14 protein-coding genes are annotated in these 17118 nt (G+C 63.9%); 10 read left to right on the forward strand and 4 right to left on the reverse strand.

Annotated features, from left to right (window positions below):
- Positions 1-8: 8 nt before the first annotated feature.
- From NKI67_RS29790 to NKI67_RS29800, 3 genes are all read left to right on the forward strand, one after another.
- Entirely contained in the window at positions 9-3689 is a 3681-nt protein-coding gene (locus NKI67_RS29790) for a DUF7929 domain-containing protein (RefSeq protein WP_031212746.1), read from the forward strand.
- 221 nt (positions 3690-3910) lie between these two features.
- Positions 3911-4588: a ribulose-phosphate 3-epimerase gene (gene rpe, locus NKI67_RS29795; RefSeq protein ID WP_023679848.1), complete on the forward strand. Its 678-nt coding sequence runs from the start codon at positions 3911-3913 to the stop codon at positions 4586-4588.
- A gap of 40 nt (positions 4589-4628) precedes the next feature.
- Positions 4629-6152: a malonate--CoA ligase gene (locus tag NKI67_RS29800; protein WP_023679847.1), complete on the forward strand. Its 1524-nt coding sequence runs from the start codon at positions 4629-4631 to the stop codon at positions 6150-6152.
- A gap of 2 nt (positions 6153-6154) precedes the next feature.
- Here NKI67_RS29800 and nagA read toward each other — a convergent pair whose 3' ends face one another.
- Genes nagA through NKI67_RS29820 form a run of 4 tightly spaced genes read right to left on the reverse strand, consistent with a single transcriptional unit; the run spans position 6155 to position 10012 of the window.
- Positions 6155-7327, reverse strand: a complete 1173-nt coding sequence (gene nagA, locus NKI67_RS29805; protein WP_023679846.1) for an N-acetylglucosamine-6-phosphate deacetylase — start codon at positions 7325-7327, stop codon at positions 6155-6157.
- The gene (locus NKI67_RS29810) at positions 7324-8355 is read right to left on the reverse strand and encodes an SIS domain-containing protein (protein ID WP_036239401.1); all 1032 of its coding nucleotides are present in this window, start codon (positions 8353-8355) and stop codon (positions 7324-7326) included. Before NKI67_RS29810 ends, nagA begins: the two co-directional genes overlap by 4 nt.
- Positions 8352-9134, reverse strand: a complete 783-nt coding sequence (locus tag NKI67_RS29815; RefSeq protein WP_023679844.1) for a GntR family transcriptional regulator — start codon at positions 9132-9134, stop codon at positions 8352-8354. Before NKI67_RS29815 ends, NKI67_RS29810 begins: the two co-directional genes overlap by 4 nt.
- Complete coding sequence (locus NKI67_RS29820; protein WP_023679843.1) at positions 9131-10012, reverse strand: glucosamine kinase nucleotide-binding domain-containing protein; 882 nt, start codon at positions 10010-10012, stop codon at positions 9131-9133. The genes NKI67_RS29815 and NKI67_RS29820 overlap by 4 nt, the downstream gene beginning before the upstream one ends.
- Positions 10013-10211: 199 nt before the next feature.
- Between NKI67_RS29820 and NKI67_RS29825 the strand changes: the two genes are divergently transcribed.
- The 7 genes from NKI67_RS29825 to NKI67_RS29855 all read left to right on the forward strand — a co-directional run bounded on the left by NKI67_RS29825 (position 10212) and on the right by NKI67_RS29855 (position 16981).
- Positions 10212-11171 (forward strand): N-acetylmuramic acid 6-phosphate etherase, encoded by a 960-nt coding sequence (locus NKI67_RS29825; protein ID WP_031212743.1) that lies wholly within the window; start codon positions 10212-10214, stop codon positions 11169-11171.
- Positions 11172-11173: 2 nt separating this feature from the next.
- Positions 11174-12433, forward strand: a complete 1260-nt coding sequence (locus NKI67_RS29830; protein WP_023679841.1) for an ABC transporter substrate-binding protein — start codon at positions 11174-11176, stop codon at positions 12431-12433.
- A 240-nt stretch (positions 12434-12673) separates the two neighbouring features.
- A complete protein-coding gene (locus tag NKI67_RS29835) occupies positions 12674-13597 on the forward strand; it encodes a carbohydrate ABC transporter permease (RefSeq protein WP_352575248.1) in 924 nt (307 codons plus the stop codon).
- 8 nt (positions 13598-13605) lie between these two features.
- Positions 13606-14445, forward strand: coding sequence for a carbohydrate ABC transporter permease (locus NKI67_RS29840; protein WP_023679838.1), 840 nt, complete (start codon positions 13606-13608; stop codon positions 14443-14445).
- Positions 14442-14819, forward strand: a complete 378-nt coding sequence (locus NKI67_RS29845; RefSeq protein WP_352620797.1) for a DUF4304 domain-containing protein — start codon at positions 14442-14444, stop codon at positions 14817-14819. Before NKI67_RS29840 ends, NKI67_RS29845 begins: the two co-directional genes overlap by 4 nt.
- 92 nt (positions 14820-14911) lie before the next feature.
- Complete coding sequence (locus NKI67_RS29850) at positions 14912-15967, forward strand: Gfo/Idh/MocA family protein (RefSeq protein ID WP_023679836.1); 1056 nt, start codon at positions 14912-14914, stop codon at positions 15965-15967.
- Positions 15968-15982: 15 nt separating this feature from the next.
- Entirely contained in the window at positions 15983-16981 is a 999-nt protein-coding gene (locus tag NKI67_RS29855; protein WP_023679835.1) for an ABC transporter ATP-binding protein, read from the forward strand.
- Positions 16982-17118 lie beyond the last annotated feature (137 nt).

The raw sequence follows: 17118 nt of genomic DNA on the forward strand, positions 1-17118 counted from the left end.
AGGGGAAGATGAGCAATCTCGCATTTTTCCCGCCTGCGACAAGCAGCCCATCAACCGGCAAACAATCATCCGTCATGGAGACCATCATGAAACCCCTGTCACTCGCCAGGCGCGGCGTGCGCTGGCTGATGGCGGCCGGTATCGCGGTCGCCATGCTGAGTCCGCTGCAAGGCTTCGCTGAAGACCTTGCTCCGGCCAAGACCAAGCCTGCCGATGCGGGCATCTACACTGCCGTTCCAGATCCCAGGCTCGATTTCGACAATCCTCGCACCGTCAATCCGGAGCCGGGCCGGATCGTGCCCTTCTTCACCAAGAAAGGCACCCAGAGAGGCTGCGACTATGTCGTATACTCGCTGAGCTTTGGCTTGCGCGGCAATCCGCAGGGTTTTGCCAGCCCGGACCTCGCCGCCATGCTGAAAAAGGTCAGGCTCGATTTCAGGGACCAGCTCCCGCACGGCCTGCGCATCGTCGGCGTGCATGTGACCGGCGACGGCACCGATGCGTCCGGCGGACCGCTGCCCGGCGCTGCGATCAGCAGTTCGGCTGGCCCGGACGATACCGCGACGGTGTCCGATTTCCGGATTTCCGCCAGCGATCTCGACGGCATCGGCGCTGCGAACCAGCGCGTCATCACGTTCCAGATCACCGCCAAGATCGACCATGCGGCGTTTCCGTCGCCGACGATCGTTCACAACCAGGGCGCGGTTAAGGTGAGCCGCGAACGCGGCGCCGGCATCGAAATCCCGTCGCAGGATCCGGGCAAGCCGGACGACGGCAATTATCTCACGGGTGCAAAGACGTCGATCAAGATCGACGTCACCAGGTGCAACCCGCCGCCTCCACCTCCCGGCAAGGAATGCTTCAAGGTGGAGCGCGGCACGGTCGATTGCTTGCCCGGCGGCGGCGCCTTCATCTACCACATGCCGGTCGGCCCAGAGATGGCCGGCAAATGGGTGCAGCTTTCGACGACGACACCCGGCATCACCATCATTCCCGACACGCAATTGGTGCCGGCCGGCGGCGGTGTGCTCAATTGGAAGATCGTCGGCGCTTCACCCGGCGACGTCATCCACATCATCGTCACCGGTATCGAAACCTATGCCGGCCCGAGGGAGGGCTGGGGCCGGTGCTGTACGCAGACCATCGATATCGTCATCCCACGTGATCAGCGCTGCCCGCCGAAGGACAAGGAACCGGATCTGAAAGTCGAAAAGCGCGCCGACGTGCAACGTTGCACGATGGGCGGCGGCTGCGACTTCACCATCAGGGTCACCAATGTCGGCGATGCACCCTACCACGGCAAGATCGTGCTCGACGAAGTCACCCTGCCGGCCGGCTCCACCCTCGATTCAGGGCCGAACCCGCCTTGGGTCTGCGCGCCTGGAACCACCCCGATGATTTGCACTCATCTGGTGACCACGCTCAATCCGGGTGCCTCTGTCGACCTCAAGCTCGGCTTCAAGCCGGCCGCAGGCTGGCGAGGCAGCGTCTTGCGCAACTGCGCCACTTACAATTACGGCGCCAGCGGCAAGCCGCTTTTCGGCAGCCAGCAAAACGATCGCGGCTGTGCATCGATCCCGGTCTGCCGGCGTGGCGATCGTGACCGCGACTGCCGGCCGCCGGTGGAGAAGAAGGTCGACCTGATCCTGAAGAAGCGCGCCCGCACCGAATTCTGTTCGGCCGATGGCGTCTGCACCTTCGTGGTCGACATAATCAACAATGGCAGCGTCCCCTATAATGGGCCGCTGACGGTCGTCGATACCTATCCGGGCGGCGCGCCGGCATCCTCGACCTTCGGCCCGACGCCGCCATGGACATGCGGACCGAACGGCCCCGGCCAGTTCCGCTGCGACACCGCCGGCATCGTGCTGTTGCCTGGCGCCTCGACGCCGATCTTCGTCAGGGCGGTGATGCCGGCCAACTACCGGCCCGACAGTGTCGAGAACTGCGCCGAGGTGAAGGCTATTCCCGGTGAGAACGACATCACCAACAACAGGGCCTGCGCCAAGGAACGCATCCGTCATCCGAATGGCGGCCAGCCGGCCCTGCGCATCACCAAGGTATGCAATGCCTCGCTGGCCGGTGCTGCGGTCGTTTCCTGCCGCATTACCGTCATCAGCCTCGGCACCATTGCCCCGACCGGTCCGGTACGGGTCAACGATGCCGCGACGCTGATAGCCGGCGGAGCGCCGGTCCAGATCCAGACCGTCACCCCAGACGGCGCGGAATGGGCTTGCGGACCGCTTCCGGCCAACACACTGTCCTGCCAGATTCCTGGCGCTGTTATGACGCCTGGAACCAGCCGCCATTTCGACCTGACGGTTGCCGCGAACGGCGAATTCGAGAACTGCGCACGCGGCTCCTACGGCCCGGCTCCGGGAGACGACATCGTCTATCCGATCGGCCAGGCCTGCGCCAAGGGCGGCGGCGCCTCGACCATCCGCGTCGAGAAGACCGGTGATGCCGAGTGCAAGCCCGGCCAGCCCTGCTCGTTCGAGATCACCATCACGAACGATGGGGCGAGCGCCTTCTCTGGCCCGGTTCGCATCGGCGATGCCATCGGCGTCGAAGGCCTCGGCCGGCTGGAGGGCGTTGCGATCACCTCGATCGATCCGCCCTTCGGCTGCTCGCCGGAGCCGGCAACCTTGCCTGCCTCCTGCATTGCCAATTTGACGATCGGCTCGGGGGAAAGCCACGTTCACAACGTGACCGTGGTGCTTCCCGACGACGGTCGCCTGGCAAATCTGCAGGGCACGGTCAATGGTCAGAACTGCGTCGGCGTGCTGTCTCCGAACACGCCGGTGCAAGGCGGTGGCGACGTGTTGTCCCGCGGTGCGGCCGACGTGCAGGGTGATCGTGGCAAGGCCTATGCCTGCCATCCCTTCACCATCAGGAATGAGGTGAAGAAGGAATGCTCGCAAGGCTTCGTCATGAACGACGCCGGCAACTGCGTCTGCCCGCCCGGCACGACCTTCCGCAATGGCCAATGCTCGTCCGGGGGCGGCACGGTCATCGTGCCGAAGCCAAAACCTTGCGTTCTGCTCAAAGGCCAGATCCGCACCGAAGACGGACGCTGCGTCTGTCCGCGCGGAACCGAGCTGGAGAACGGCGCTTGCGTGGGGAAAGAGCCGAAGCCCGAGCAGTGCACCATCCGTGGCCAGATCCACGACGCTGCTGGCGATTGCGCCTGCCCGCGGGGCACCGAAGTCAGAGGCAATGCCTGCCGGCCAATCCAGCCAAGGCCCGAGCAGTGCACCATCCGTGGCCAGATCCACGACGCCGCTGGCGATTGCGTCTGCCCGCGGGGTACGGAAGTCAGGGGCAATGCCTGCCGGCCAATCCAGCCGAAGCCGGAGCAGTGCACCATTCGTGGTCAGATCCACAATGCCGCTGGCGATTGCGTCTGCCCGAGGGGCACGGAAGTGCAAGGCAATGCCTGCAGGCGCAAGAAGCCTGTTGTGGTGGAGTGCCCGATACCAGGCCAGATCCACAACAAGCGTGGCGTATGCGTCTGCCCGCGTGGGACAGAGCTGCGCGACGGCGCCTGCCGCAAACCACGGTTGGAATGCGCACCGGGCGCGCGGCCGATCAATGGCCAGTGCCAGCCGATCCGCAAACCGAACCTGCTGCTGAATCCAAAGGTTCTTCAGCAGGTCGTGCCAAGGCGCAAGCCGCAGATCGAGCAATAGGATCGCGCACGGAACTTCAAACGGTGATGGTTCGATCAAGAAAACCCCGCCGGAGCGATCCGGCGGGGTTTTTCTTTGGCTGGCAGATGAAAGAGCAGCGAAAACCTGAAGCCGTGGCATCAGCGGAAGGACAAACCGGCTTCCACTTTCCGGACTCGACTCATGGTCTAGGCAGGCGATACAGAGGGTCCGTAAACCGAGGCGTTCGGGAAGACCGCGTCATGAGCAAAAAAACCCTGATCGCGCCATCGGTGCTGGCGTCCGATTTCTCGAAGCTCGGCGACGAGGTCGAGGCGGTGGCGGCCGCCGGCGCCGACTGGATCCATCTCGACGTCATGGACGGGCATTTCGTCCCCAACATCACCTTCGGGCCGCCGGTGATCAAGGCGATTCGCAACCGCACCAAGGCCTTCTTCGACTGCCATCTGATGATCGCCCCCGCCGACCCCTATCTGGCCGCCTTCGCCGAGGCCGGGTGCGACGGCATCACGGTGCACGCCGAAGCCGGGCCGCATCTCGACCGCTCGCTGCAGACGATCAAAAACCTTGGCAAGAAGGCCGGTGTGTCGCTCAACCCGGCGACACCGGAGACGATGATCGAATACGTGCTCGACCGGCTCGATCTTATCCTGATCATGACGGTCAATCCGGGCTTCGGCGGCCAGGCCTTCATTCCGGCGATCGTAGACAAGGTGAAGCGGGTGAAGGCGCTGATCGGTGACAGGCCGATCCGGATCGAGATCGACGGCGGCATTTCGCCTGAAACTGCGCCCCTGGTCACCGCCGCCGGCGCCAGCGTGCTGGTCGCTGGTGCGGCCATCTTCAAGGGCGGCAGCGTCGAGGCCTACCGGGCAAATATCGAGGCAATCAGGGCGGCGGCGGACAAGGCGGCCGGCTGACCGCCGCCGTTCGGCCGGAGACAGCCGCTCGGGGGGACTTATGAGCAACCATCTGTTCGATGCTTTCCGTGCCCGGATGCCCACGCCCGGACGCCTTTTGATGGAGGCAGAGGACGGGCGCTCGATCAGCTATGGCGAAATGCTGGCGCGCTCCGCTCAACTGGCACATGTGGTGTCGCAGCTGGGCGTCGAAGCCGGCGACTGCGTCGCCGTTCAGGTCGAGAAAAGCCCGGAGGCCATTTTCCTCTATCTCGCCTGTCTGCGTGCCGGCGCGATCTTCCTGCCGCTCAACACCGCCTATACGCTGACCGAGCTCGACTATTTCTTCAGGGATGCCGAGCCGCGACTGATCGTCTGCGACCCGGCGCGAGTGACCGAGATCGGCGCTTTGGCGCAGGCCTCGGGCGCTGCGGTCGCGACACTCGGCAGCAAGGGCGAGGGTTCGTTGACCGATCGCGCCTCTGAGGCGGCCGTGGACTTCCACGACGTGGCGCGCGGACCGGACGACCTTGCTGCGATCCTCTACACCTCCGGCACCACCGGCCGTTCGAAAGGCGCCATGCTCAGCCACGAAAACCTCGCCTCGAATGCGCGGGTGCTGGTCGACCTCTGGCGCTTCACTGCCGCAGACGTGCTGATTCACGCGCTGCCGGTTTTCCACACGCATGGCCTTTTCGTCGCCACCAATGTCGTCCTGATGGCCGGCGCCTCGATGCTGTTCGAAACCAAATTCGACCCGGCCCGCATCGTCTCGCTGCTGCCGCGCGCCACCGTGCTGATGGGCGTGCCGACATTCTACGTCCGCCTGCTGCAGCAGGACGGTTTGAACCGGCAAGCGGCGAAAAACATCCGCCTGTTCATTTCCGGCTCGGCGCCGCTGTTGGCCGAGACGCACAGAGCCTGGCGAGAGCGCACCGGCCACGCCATCCTCGAGCGCTACGGCATGACCGAGACCAACATGAACACGTCGAACCCTTATGATGGCGAGCGGCGTGCCGGCACGGTCGGGTTTCCCCTGACCGGCGTTTCCCTGCGCATCACCGACCCCGAGAGCGGCGAAACACTTGCCAAGGGCGATGTCGGCATGATCGAGGTGAGGGGTCCCAATGTCTTTTGCGGCTACTGGCGCATGCCGGAAAAGACCAAAGCGGAGTTCCGTGACGACGGTTTCTTCATCACCGGCGATCTCGGGCTGATCGATGCCGACGGCTATGTCCACATCGTCGGCCGCGGCAAGGACCTGATCATTTCCGGCGGCTACAATATCTATCCAAAGGAAGTCGAGAGCGAGATCGACGCGCTGCCTGGCGTCGCCGAAAGCGCTGTCATCGGCGTTGCCCATCCGGATTTCGGCGAAGGCGTCACCGCTGTCGTGGTGAGGGCGCCAGGCTCGACCATCAGCGCCGCAGGGATCGTCGAGGCCATCGCCGGGCGCCTCGCCAGGTACAAGCATCCGAAACGGGTGATCTTCGTCGACGAACTGCCGCGCAACACGATGGGCAAGGTGCAGAAGAACCTGCTGCGCGAAGCCTACAAGGACCTCTATACGTCCAAAGCCGGCTAACCCTAACGAGCAGAGCTGCCTGCAAAAACCCTGGCGCCATCGATCCAGACGCTTTTAATGTCCAGATCGTCCGACAGCGAAACGATGTTGGCCGCGGTACCGTTGGCGAAGCGCCCGAGCCGGTGCGACTGGCCGATCGCCTGCGCCGGATAGAGCGAGGCCATGCGCAAGGTTTCATCGAGGTCGAGACCGACGACGCGGTGCATGAAGCGCACCGCGGAAATCATGTCGAGATCCGCGCCCGCCAGCGTGCCGTCGGCAAGTGTCAGCCTGCCATCCTTGCGGTGGATGGTGCGGCCGTTCAGCGTGAACGAGGTCATGTCGGTGCCGATCGTCGCCATGGCATCGGTAACGAGCAGGATCTTGCCCGGCCCCTGCTTGGCGCGCAAGGCGATGGCCATGGTGGCCGGATCGACATGGATACCGTCGGCGATGATCCCGGCATAGAATGTGCCGGTATCGATTGCGGCGCCCGCTAGCCCTGGCTCGCGATTGCCGATCTGGCTCATCGCATTGAACAGATGGGTGACCACCGTTGCGCCGGCCTCGGCAAAGGCGCGAGCCGTGGCATAGCCGGTATCGGAATGGCCGATGCTGACGACGATGCCGGCCTTGCTAAGCGCCGACACCTGGCTGGGCTCGACGGATTCGGGCGCCACCGTCGTCAGCAGCACGGGCAGGTTTTTCCGTGCGGCGATCAGCATCGTCTGGTCGGAGTCTAGCATCGGCCGGACCAAAGCCGGGTCATGTGCGCCCTTGCGGGCGATCGACAGATGCGGCCCTTCGAGGTGCAGGCCCAGGAACCCCGGCACCTTCCTCCGTGCCGCCTCGGCTCCGGCCGCAACCGCCGCGGCGGTGATCTCGGACGTGTCGGTGATCAGCGTCGGCAACAGCGCCGCCGTGCCGAAGGGTGCGTGCGCCCGGCAGATGGTCTCGATCGAGGCGACGTCGGGATGGTCGTTGAGCATGACGCCGCCGCCGCCATTGACCTGCAGATCGACGAAGCCAGGCGCCAGCATGCCGCCGCCGGTCTCGATACGCGCAACATTGGATGGAATGGCGCCGGCGGCAACAATGGCCTCGACGAGGCCGTCGCGCACGACAAGCGCCGCATTGTCGTGCCAGTCGTCGCCATCGAAAATCCGGGCGCCAGTCAGGGCAAAACGGTCGCTCATAGGGTTTCCGTTACCTTGCGCAGATTGGGCGGCGTGTCGGGGTCGAGGCCGCGATGGCGGGCAAAAGCCTCGACGAAACCATAGAACGACACGATCAGCGTCAGCGGGTCGGTCAGCGGATGACCGGTTGCGACATGCGGCAGGCGCTGAGCGCTCTTTGCCTTGTTCGACGTCACAAAGACGGCAGCGCCCTTGCCGGCCAGGCTGTCGGCGGCATCGGCCACCGATGGCTCGGACGCATCGCGAGCAGCCAGAGCCAGCACCGGGAAACCGGGACCGACCAGCGCCAGCGGGCCGTGCATGACCTCGGCGGCACTATAGGCTTCCGCATGCATGGCGCAGGTTTCCTTGAATTTCAGCGCCGCCTCGTTGGCGATCGCCGCCGACGGGCCACGGCCGAGAATGAACAGCGATTTCGGCGTCTCGAGTGCCCCAGCCAGCGCCATCCAGTCGCAGGCGATCGCCTTGCGAAAATGCTCCGGCAAGCGCGCGAGCGCCACCAGGAGTTTCTCGTCGCCGGTGCAATGCGCCATCAAGGCGAGTCCTGCGACGGCTGAATTGACGAAGGTCTTCGTCGCCGCGACGCTGCGCTCCGGTCCGGCCAGGATGTCGATCGCGTAGTCCGAAGCCCGCGCCAGCGGCGAATCGGCGGTGTTGGTGATGGCGACGGTCAGCGAACCGCCGGTCCTCGCCGCTTGCGCCATTGCAACGATGTCCGGGCTCTTGCCGGACTGCGAGATCGCCAGGCAGGCCGAGCCGCCCAGCTTCAGCTTGGCGCCATAGATCGAGGCGATCGACGGGCCGACCGATGCAACCGCCAGCCCGGCGGTCAACTCCACGGCATATTTCATGAAGGTTGCGGCATGGTCGGACGAGCCGCGCGCCACGGTGACGACGAAATTCGGATCGCGCTCGCGAATGCCGCGTCCAGCTTCCGTCAGCACCGCGGCCGAGCCATCGAGCAGGCGGGCGGTGGCCTCCGGGATCTCCTCGATCTCGCGCCGCATATGGGTCGTTGTTGCGGTCACGGCCGGCCCTCTTCGCCCGGCCCGCTCAGCCGGAGTTCGGCGACAAAATCATAGGCGTCGCCCCTGTAGATGGAGCGGGTAAACTCGATCACCTTGCCGCTCGCCAGATAGGAGATACGCTCGATGTGCAGGCCGGCAATACCCGGCGGTACTTCCAGCAGATGTGCGTCGCCATCGCCGAGATTGGTGGCGGAAATGCGCTGCACCGCCCGCACCGGCCTGTTGCCGGTCTTTTCCAACGCGGCGTAGAGCGACGAACCAATCGCCGCCGGATCGGGCAGCACGCTTGTCGATAGCGAGGCGCGCTCGATCGCCAGCGGCGTGTCGTTGGCGATACGAAGGCGCGCCACGCGCGCAACCAATTCGTTCGACGCCAGGCCGAGCACCATCATCTCGTCGGGCGACGGCGGATAGAGGCCGCGGTCGAGCCAAGCCGAACGCACCGCCATGCCGCGCCGCGCCATGTCTTCGGTAAACGAGGTCAGCATCGACAGCGACTGCTCGACGCGCTCCATACGTGGCGCAACGAAGGTACCGGAACCATGGCGCTGGACGAGGATGCCGCCCTTGACCAGGTCCTGCACCGCCTTGCGCACGGTGACGCGCGAAATGTCGGCCTTGCTAGCGATGTCGCGCTCGGAAGGCAGCGCATCGCCAGGTCCGATCAGCCCGCGTTTGACCGCATCCTCGATGCTCTTCCTGAGCTGCAGATAGAGCGGCGCGCCACTCTGCGACGATTGTTTCAGCGCCGCAAATATCTGGTCGGCGGCCTCACTCATCGAGCTGCCTCCGCCGTGTTTGCGAAAATCCGAACCGCCATCTGAACCGCGCCGCCCAGCGCGTCGTCGAGCGGCGGTTTCAGCAGCGCCCGGTAGCGGGCCGACAGGCGCGGCGCATAAAGCGGCGCCAGCCCGCCGAGCAGGCAGAGCGGATCGTCGCCGCCGAGGTCGAGCACGCCAAGCGCTGCCTCGACATCGGCGATCGCCTTGTCGAGGATCCAGATAGCGACGGCGTCGCCTTTTTCGGCATGTTCGAACACCTTGGGCGCGAAGCCGCCGAAATCGCCGGGCTTGGCGTTGGTGGTGAATTCGACCACATCCTCGGGATTGTTGCGGAAAATGGCGAGCATGGTCTCCGTCAGCGGCGATCCCTGGCGGATGCCGTCATAGGCGAGCAGCGTCTGCTCGAGCAGGTCGCGGCCGATGCGGGCGCCGCTGCCCTGGTCGCCGACCTGAAAACCCCAGCCACCGATGGCGCGCGACTTGCCTCGTCTGCGCGCCATATAAGCGGTGCCGGTGCCGAGTATGGCCATGGCGCCGTCGCCTGAGCCAACCGCGCCTTCCAGCGCGATCTCGGCATCGGTCTCGACGCGGCTGATGCGGAACGGCAGGATCGCTTCGAGCTGCTGCCGGTAGGTGCCGACATTGGCGCCGGCAAGACCGAGAACGGCCGGAGTTTGCGGGATCAGTGCGGGATCCCTGCCCGCGGCGACAAAGGCCTGCTGCGCTGCGTCGACGATGTTCGTCCTGGCGCCGGTGAGATCGGTTCGGATGTTGGCGGCACCGCTTTTGGCGCGGCCGAGGACGCTGCCGTCGGCCGTTGCAAGGGCCGCCCTGCAGCTGGTGCCGCCGCCATCGATGCCGAGCACGAATTTCACGCGATTTCTCCTCCGGGCGGATAATACCAATAAAATACCAATAGCCAAGGATTAATTTCCGTTTCAAAAAAGTTAAGGCGTAGTTTGTTGGAAAATCAGCCAATTGCGTTCGCAGGCCTGCACCGCCGCAAGGATTTCATTAATGCGTGTGGACAAGTGGTATTTTTTTGGTATGGTTTTCTCGATTGGAGGAAAGCGGATGGCCGAAACGCGCACCGAAGCGCTTCACCAGAATGCCGAGGGACTGGATATCCAGGCCCCGGAAGCCGTCCTTTCCTCGTTGGCCAACGCACAGATCGAGGCCGCCAAGGCTGTGCACGGCGCCATTCCTGCCATTGCCGCGGCAGCCGAAATCATCGCAAGCAGACTGAAAAGCGGCGGCAAGCTCGCCTATGCGGCTGCCGGCAGTTCGGGCCTGATGGCACTGGCCGATGCGCTTGAGCTGCCGGGCACTTTCGGCATCCAACGCGACCGCATCGCCATCCTGATCGCCGGCGGCGACGAGGCCTTCAAGACACTGGCCGGCGGGCCGGAGGACGACACCGAGGAAGCTTCGGCAGCAGTTGCCGCCGCCCGCATCGGCAAGGGCGACTGCCTGATCGCCGTCTCGGCCAGCGGCTCGACACCTTATGCAGTCAGGGCGATCGAGGACGCCAGGCGCCGCGGTGCGGCGACCATTGCCATCGCCAACAACAGGGATGCGCCGCTGTTGCGGCTGGCCGACATCGCCATCCTGCTCGAAACGCCGCCGGAGCTGATTGCCGGCTCAACGCGCATGGGCGCAGGCACCGCCCAGAAGATCGCGCTCAACATGCTGTCGACGCTCGCCGCCATCCATCTCGGCCATGTCCATGACGGCTACATGGTCAACCTCATGGCCGACAACATCAAGCTGCGCGACCGCGCCGCACGCATCGTTGCCGCCGTCAGCGGGCGCGACAAGGACGAGGCGGCGCGCCTGCTCGAAAGGAGCGGCGGCGTCGTCAAGACCGCTATTCTGCTCGCCGCCGGCGCCGCCAGCGCCGATGCAGCCGAGAAGATATTGGAAGGGACCGGCCACAAGCTGCGGCCGGCCCTTTCCGCGATCGAGGGGAGCAAGGGGCGCAATGCCTCTGTTCTCATCAAAACCGAACCTGAAAAAGGTCAACAGGGAGACTGAGCATGACAACGAAGCTACTGACGGCACTTCTTCTCGGCACCAGCATTCTCGGCTCCGCCGGGGTGGCTTATGCCGACGACGTAACGCTCAACATCGAAAGCTGGCGCGGCGACGACCTTGCCATCTGGAAGGACAAGCTGATCCCGGCCTTCGAAGCCAAGAACCCGGGCATCAAGGTGGTGTTCGCGCCGTCGGCGCCAACCGAATATGACGCCGCCCTCGGCGCCAAGCTCGCCGCCGGCTCGGCGGGCGACCTGATCACCTGCCGCCCGTTCGACAAGTCGCTGGAACTCTTCAAGAAGGGCAACCTCGCCGATCTGTCGGCGCTGCCGGGCATGGAGAACTTCTCCCCGGTGGCCAAGTCGGCCTGGCAGACCGACGACGGCAAGGCGACATTCTGCGTGCCGATGGCCTCGGTCATCCACGGCTTCATCTACAACAAGGACGCCTTCGACAAGCTCGGCATCAAGGTGCCGGAGACGCGCGACGAATTCTTCGCCGCGCTCGACAAGATCAAGGCCGACGGCACCTACATCCCGATGGCGATGGGCACCAAGGACCTCTGGGAAGCCGCGACCATGGGCTACCAGAACATCGGCCCGAACTACTGGAAGGGCGAGGAAGGCCGCGCCGCACTGATCAAGGGCGAGCAGAAGCTGACCGACCCTCAGTGGGTCGCACCTTATGCCGAGCTTGCCAAGTGGAAGCCCTATCTTGGCGACGGTTTCGAGGCGCAGACCTATCCGGACAGCCAGAACCTGTTCACGCTCGGCCGCGCCGCCATCTACCCGGCCGGCTCGTGGGAGATCGGCCTGTTCAACACGCAGGCGCAGTTCAAGATGGGCGCCTTCCCGCCGCCGGTGCAGAAGGCCGGCGACACCTGTTACATCTCCGACCACACCGACATCGGCATGGGCCTCAATGCGGCGTCCAAGAACGCCGACGCGGCCAAGACCTTCCTGTCCTGGGTCGCCTCGCCTGATTTTGCCACCATCTATGCCAACGCGCTGCCGGGCTTCTTCAGCCTGAACAACACGCCGGTGAAGATGGAAGACCCGCTGGCGCAGGAATTCGTCTCCTGGCGCGACAAGTGCAAGTCGACGATCCGCTCGACTTACCAGATCCTGGGCCGCGGTACGCCGAACCTCGAAAACGAGACATGGGTTGAATCGGCCAACGTCATCAACGGCACCGACACGCCGGAAGCTGCCGCCAAGAAGCTGCAGGACGGCCTCGACAGCTGGTACAAGCCGGCGAAGTAAGAGTGCGGCGAAGCGTTGTCTCCCCCCTCGAGGGGGGAGATGTCGCCGAAGGCGACAGAGGGGGTCGGTCGAGGCAGGCTGCGGCTTGATCGCTGCTGGAAAGCACGGTCGAACGACGATAGCGCGCTGCCTCTGCCGACTCCACCCGCCTCGCTTTGCGAGGCACCCTCCCCTCGAGGGGAGGGAGGCGCCGCGCCCTTTGACGGCAATTGCAAGAACCTGATCGGCGGGACCGAACTCATGGCCGCAACACCGAAAAGACCGTTCCGCTGGCACATCGGCGTCTTTCTGGCGCCGGCAGTGCTGGTCTATACGGCGATCATGATCCTGCCGCTGGCCGGCACGCTGCAGCTCTCCTTGTTCCGCAACATAGACCAATCCCAAGTCTTCGTGGGACTGGCAAACTTCCGCACGCTGTTCGGCGATCCTAACTGGTCGGTGGGCTTCTGGAATGCTCTCCGGAACAATGTCTGGTTCTTCATCATCCACATGCTGGTGCAGAATCCGATCGGCGTCCTTTTGGCGGCGCTGCTGTCGAGCCCGCGGCTGAGATTCTCCGCCTTCTACCGAACGGCGATCTTCGTGCCGACAATCCTGTCCTTCGTCATTGTCGGCTTCGCCTGGAAGCTGATCCTGTCGCCGCTGTGGGGCGTGGCGCCGCATCTGCTCGATCTGGTCGGCCTCAAGAGCCTGTTCACGCCCTGGTTGGGCAAGGAGCAGTACGCGCTGACCACACTCAGCCTGATCTCGGTCTGGCAGTTCGTCGGCATCCCGATGATGCTGATCTATGCGGCGCTCTTATCCATCCCCGAAGAGGTGATCGAGGCGGCTGAATGCGACGGCATCACCGGCATGTCGCAGTTCTGGAAGATCAAGCTGCCGCTGATCCTGCCGTCGATAGGCATCATCTCGATCCTGACCTTCGTCGGTAATTTCAACGCGTTCGACCTGATCTACACAGCGCAAGGGGCGCTGGCCGGGCCGAACTATTCAACCGATATCCTCGGCACCTTCCTCTACCGCGCCTTCTTCGGCTTCCAGTTGCAGATCGGTGATCCCAACATGGGCGCGGCAATCGCCACGATGATGTTCCTGATCATCCTGGGCGGCGTCTGCGTCTACCTGTTCCTCGTGCAGACGCGCCTGCGTCGCTACCAGTTCTGAGGCGCCACATGAGCACGGCAACCCGCTCGCTGCCCCGCACCATTGGCGCGCATGCGATCCTTCTGACCTACACGGCGATCGCGCTGTTTCCGGTAATCATCGTCATCGTCAACTCATTCAAGTCGCGCGCCGCCATCTTCGGTGCGCCGCTGGCGCCGCCGACGCCGAAAACCTTCGATCTAATCGGCTACACGACGGTGATCGGCCAGGGCGATTTCATCCACTATTTCCAGAACAGCCTTGTCGTCACCGTCGCCTCGCTGTTCTTCGTGCTTTTGTTCGGCGCCATGGCGGCTTTCTCGCTGTCGGAATACCGCTTCCGCGGCAATTCGCTGATGGGGCTCTATCTGGCGCTCGGCATCATGATCCCGATCCGCCTTGCCACCGTCGCCATCCTGCAATTGATGGTGGCGAGCGGGCTAGTCAACACGCTGACGGCGCTGATCCTGGTCTATACCGCGCAAGGCCTGCCGCTTGCCGTCTTCATCCTGTCGGAATTCATGAAGCAGGTCTCGGACGATCTGAAGAATGCGGGCAGGATCGACGGCCTGTCCGAATACACCATCTTTTTCCGGCTGGTGCTGCCGCTGGTGCGCCCATCGATGGCGACCGTCGCCGTCTTCACCATGATCCCGATCTGGAACGATCTGTGGTTCCCGCTGATCCTGGCGCCGTCGGAGGAGACCAAGACGGTGACGCTCGGCGCCCAGCTGTTTCTCGGCCAGTTCGTCACCAACTGGAACGCCATCCTGGCGGCGCTGTCGCTGGCAATCATGCCGGTACTGATCCTCTACGTCATCTTCTCGCGGCAGCTGATCCGCGGCATCACTTCGGGGGCGGTCAAGTGAGTGAGGGTCGGGACGCGATCATTCGAGGCCTCACCGAGTCGGCAATCCGCCACAGATTCCGCGGCGTTCGCCAAACAAACTATTATCGCGAATGGCCGGAAACGGTCTGTCTGCTTAACCTTCAGAAGTCTGCCTGGGGACCGCAGTTCTATCTCAATGCAGCAGTCTGGCTGACTCGGTTCGGGATCGAGCGTCGACCAAAGGAATACAACTGTCATATCATCTGGCGTGTCAACTCCCTGATGGTTAGCGAGCAATCCAAGGCATTCACCGAGGCGCTGGATCTGGATCGTCCGTTGCCGGACGACCGGAGGTCTTCTCTGATCAAAGAGGGGGGTCGATACATACGGGTTCGGACTTCTGGCACGTTGTGAAAGCGAAAAGGCTGCTCTGCAGATCGCCAGTGAGTATGGATCGAGTATTAGGATGGACCTGAAAGCCCGCGCTCTACAAAAGGCAAACTGAAATGGACCAACCTCTTCGCGTTGTCATCGCCGGCCTCGGCAACATGGGGCGCAGCCATGCGCTGGCGTATCACACCAATCCGGGATTCCAGATCGCCGCGCTGGTCAACCGCTCCGATGTGCCGCTGCCGGAAGGGCTTTCGAGCTACGGCATCAGGCGCTCCTTCGACGAGGCGCTGCGTGACGAACGGCCCGACGTCGCCTGCATCGCCACCTATTCCGACAGCCATGCTGACTATGCTGTCAAGGCGTTCGAGGCCGGCTGCCACGTCTTCCTCGAAAAGCCGCTGGCAACCACCGTCGCGGATGCAGAGCGCGTGGTCGCGGCAGCCAAGGCCAACGGCAAGAAACTGGTGATCGGCTACATCCTGCGCCATCACCCGTCCTGGATCCGGCTGATCGCCGAGGCACGCAAGCTCGGCGGCCCTTACGTGTTCCGCATGAACCTCAACCAGCAATCCTCCGGCCATAGCTGGGAGACGCACAAGCAGTTGATGCAGACGACATCGCCGATCGTCGATTGCGGCGTGCATTATCTCGACGTGATGCTGCAGATCACCGACGCCAGACCAGTCGAGGTGCGCGGCATGGGGCTACGGCTGAGCGACGAGATCGCGCCGTCGATGTACAATTACGGTCATCTGCAGGTGCTGTTCGACGACGGTTCGGTCGGCTGGTACGAGGCCGGCTGGGGGCCGATGATTTCGGAGACGGCTTTCTTCGTGAAAGACGTGATTTCGCCCAATGGCTGCGTGTCGATCGTCATGAAGGAGGGTGTCAGGTCCGACGACATCGACACCCACACCAAGACCTCGACCATCCGCCTGCACAGTGCGGCGACCGGAGCCGACGGCAAATTCGCCAAACCGGACGAGATGCTGTCGATGCAAGGCGAGCCCGGCCATCAGGACCTCTGCGACCTGGAACAGGCGTTTGTGCTGAAGGCGATCCGCGAGGATCTGGACTTGACCCGTCACATGGACGACGCGGTGAAGTCGCTCGCCGTCTGCCTTGCCGCAGACGAGAGCGTGCGCAGCGGCCTCGCCGTGAAACTCTAGAACAGGGACGACGCCGTGGGCTCGCTGAACATCGAGAACGTAAAAAAGGCCTTTGGGCCGGTCGAGGTGCTGAAGGGCATCAACCTCGAGGTGACCGATGGCGAGTTCGTCGTCTTCGTCGGTCCATCCGGCTGCGGAAAGTCGACACTGCTGAGGGTCATCGCCGGGCTGGAGGACTCGACCTCGGGCCGCGTGGTCATCGACGGGGCGGACGTCTCCGCCACCCCGCCGGCCAAACGCGGCATCGCCATGGTGTTCCAGACGTATGCGCTCTATCCGCATCTGACGGTGAAGAACAATATGGGCCTCGGCCTCAAGCAGGCGGGCACACCGGCGGCCGAGATCGACCGCCGCATCGGCATCGCCTCCTCGATGCTGTCGCTGGAGCCCTACCTCTCGAGGCGGCCGGCCGAGCTCTCCGGCGGCCAGCGCCAGCGCGTCGCCATCGGCCGCGCCGTGGTGCGTGAGCCCAAGCTGTTTCTGTTCGACGAGCCGCTGTCGAACCTCGACGCCGCACTGCGCGTCAACACCAGGCTGGAGATCGCGCAATTGCATCGCCGGCTGAAGGCCACGATGATCTATGTCACCCACGACCAGGTCGAGGCGATGACGCTGGCCGACAAGATCGTGGTCCTTAATGCGGGCAGGATCGAGCAGATCGGCGGACCGATGGAGCTTTACAATTCGCCGGCAAATGAATTCGTCGCCGGCTTCATCGGCTCACCGAAGATGAACTTCGTCGACGGCGCCAGGCTTGGCGAAACGGCAAAGACCATCGGCGTCCGTCCCGAACATCTGACCGTCGATCCCAAGTCCGGCGCCTGGAAAGGCACGGTCGTCCATGCCGAGCACCTTGGCGCCGACACCAACCTCTATCTCGACTGCGAGAAGGCCGGCTTGATCACAGTGCGCATTTTTGGCGTCTATAACGCCGAACCTGGTGCCACGCTCTACGCGACGCCGGATCCGGCGAAGACATACCGGTTTGGAGCCGATGGGAAGGTGCTGAAATAGCAGGCGCCGACTCCCCTTCTCCCCTTGTGAGACCTTTGCACAGAAGCCGATTGGTGATTCTGTGATGATGGTCGAAGCAGGGAGATTCGGGATGGCGGATCGTGTTCTGGGTCAGTTGAGTCTGGCGGACGGGCTGG

It is taken from the genome of Mesorhizobium sp. M0408 (assembly GCF_040321495.1).
GTDB lineage: Bacteria > Pseudomonadota > Alphaproteobacteria > Rhizobiales > Rhizobiaceae > Mesorhizobium.

Coding starts and splice junctions, on each gene's coding strand:
- NKI67_RS29840 (WP_023679838.1), top strand. CDS start 13,606: ATGAGCACGGCAACCCGCTCGCTGCCCCGCACCATTGGCGCGCATGCG.
- NKI67_RS29835 (WP_352575248.1), top strand. CDS start 12,674: ATGGCCGCAACACCGAAAAGACCGTTCCGCTGGCACATCGGCGTCTTT.
- nagA (WP_023679846.1), bottom strand. CDS start 7,327: ATGAGCGACCGTTTTGCCCTGACTGGCGCCCGGATTTTCGATGGCGAC.
- NKI67_RS29825 (WP_031212743.1), top strand. CDS start 10,212: ATGGCCGAAACGCGCACCGAAGCGCTTCACCAGAATGCCGAGGGACTG.
- NKI67_RS29830 (WP_023679841.1), top strand. CDS start 11,174: ATGACAACGAAGCTACTGACGGCACTTCTTCTCGGCACCAGCATTCTC.
- NKI67_RS29790 (WP_031212746.1), top strand. CDS start 9: ATGAGCAATCTCGCATTTTTCCCGCCTGCGACAAGCAGCCCATCAACC.
- NKI67_RS29815 (WP_023679844.1), bottom strand. CDS start 9,134: ATGAGTGAGGCCGCCGACCAGATATTTGCGGCGCTGAAACAATCGTCG.
- NKI67_RS29850 (WP_023679836.1), top strand. CDS start 14,912: ATGGACCAACCTCTTCGCGTTGTCATCGCCGGCCTCGGCAACATGGGG.
- rpe (WP_023679848.1), top strand. CDS start 3,911: ATGAGCAAAAAAACCCTGATCGCGCCATCGGTGCTGGCGTCCGATTTC.
- NKI67_RS29800 (WP_023679847.1), top strand. CDS start 4,629: ATGAGCAACCATCTGTTCGATGCTTTCCGTGCCCGGATGCCCACGCCC.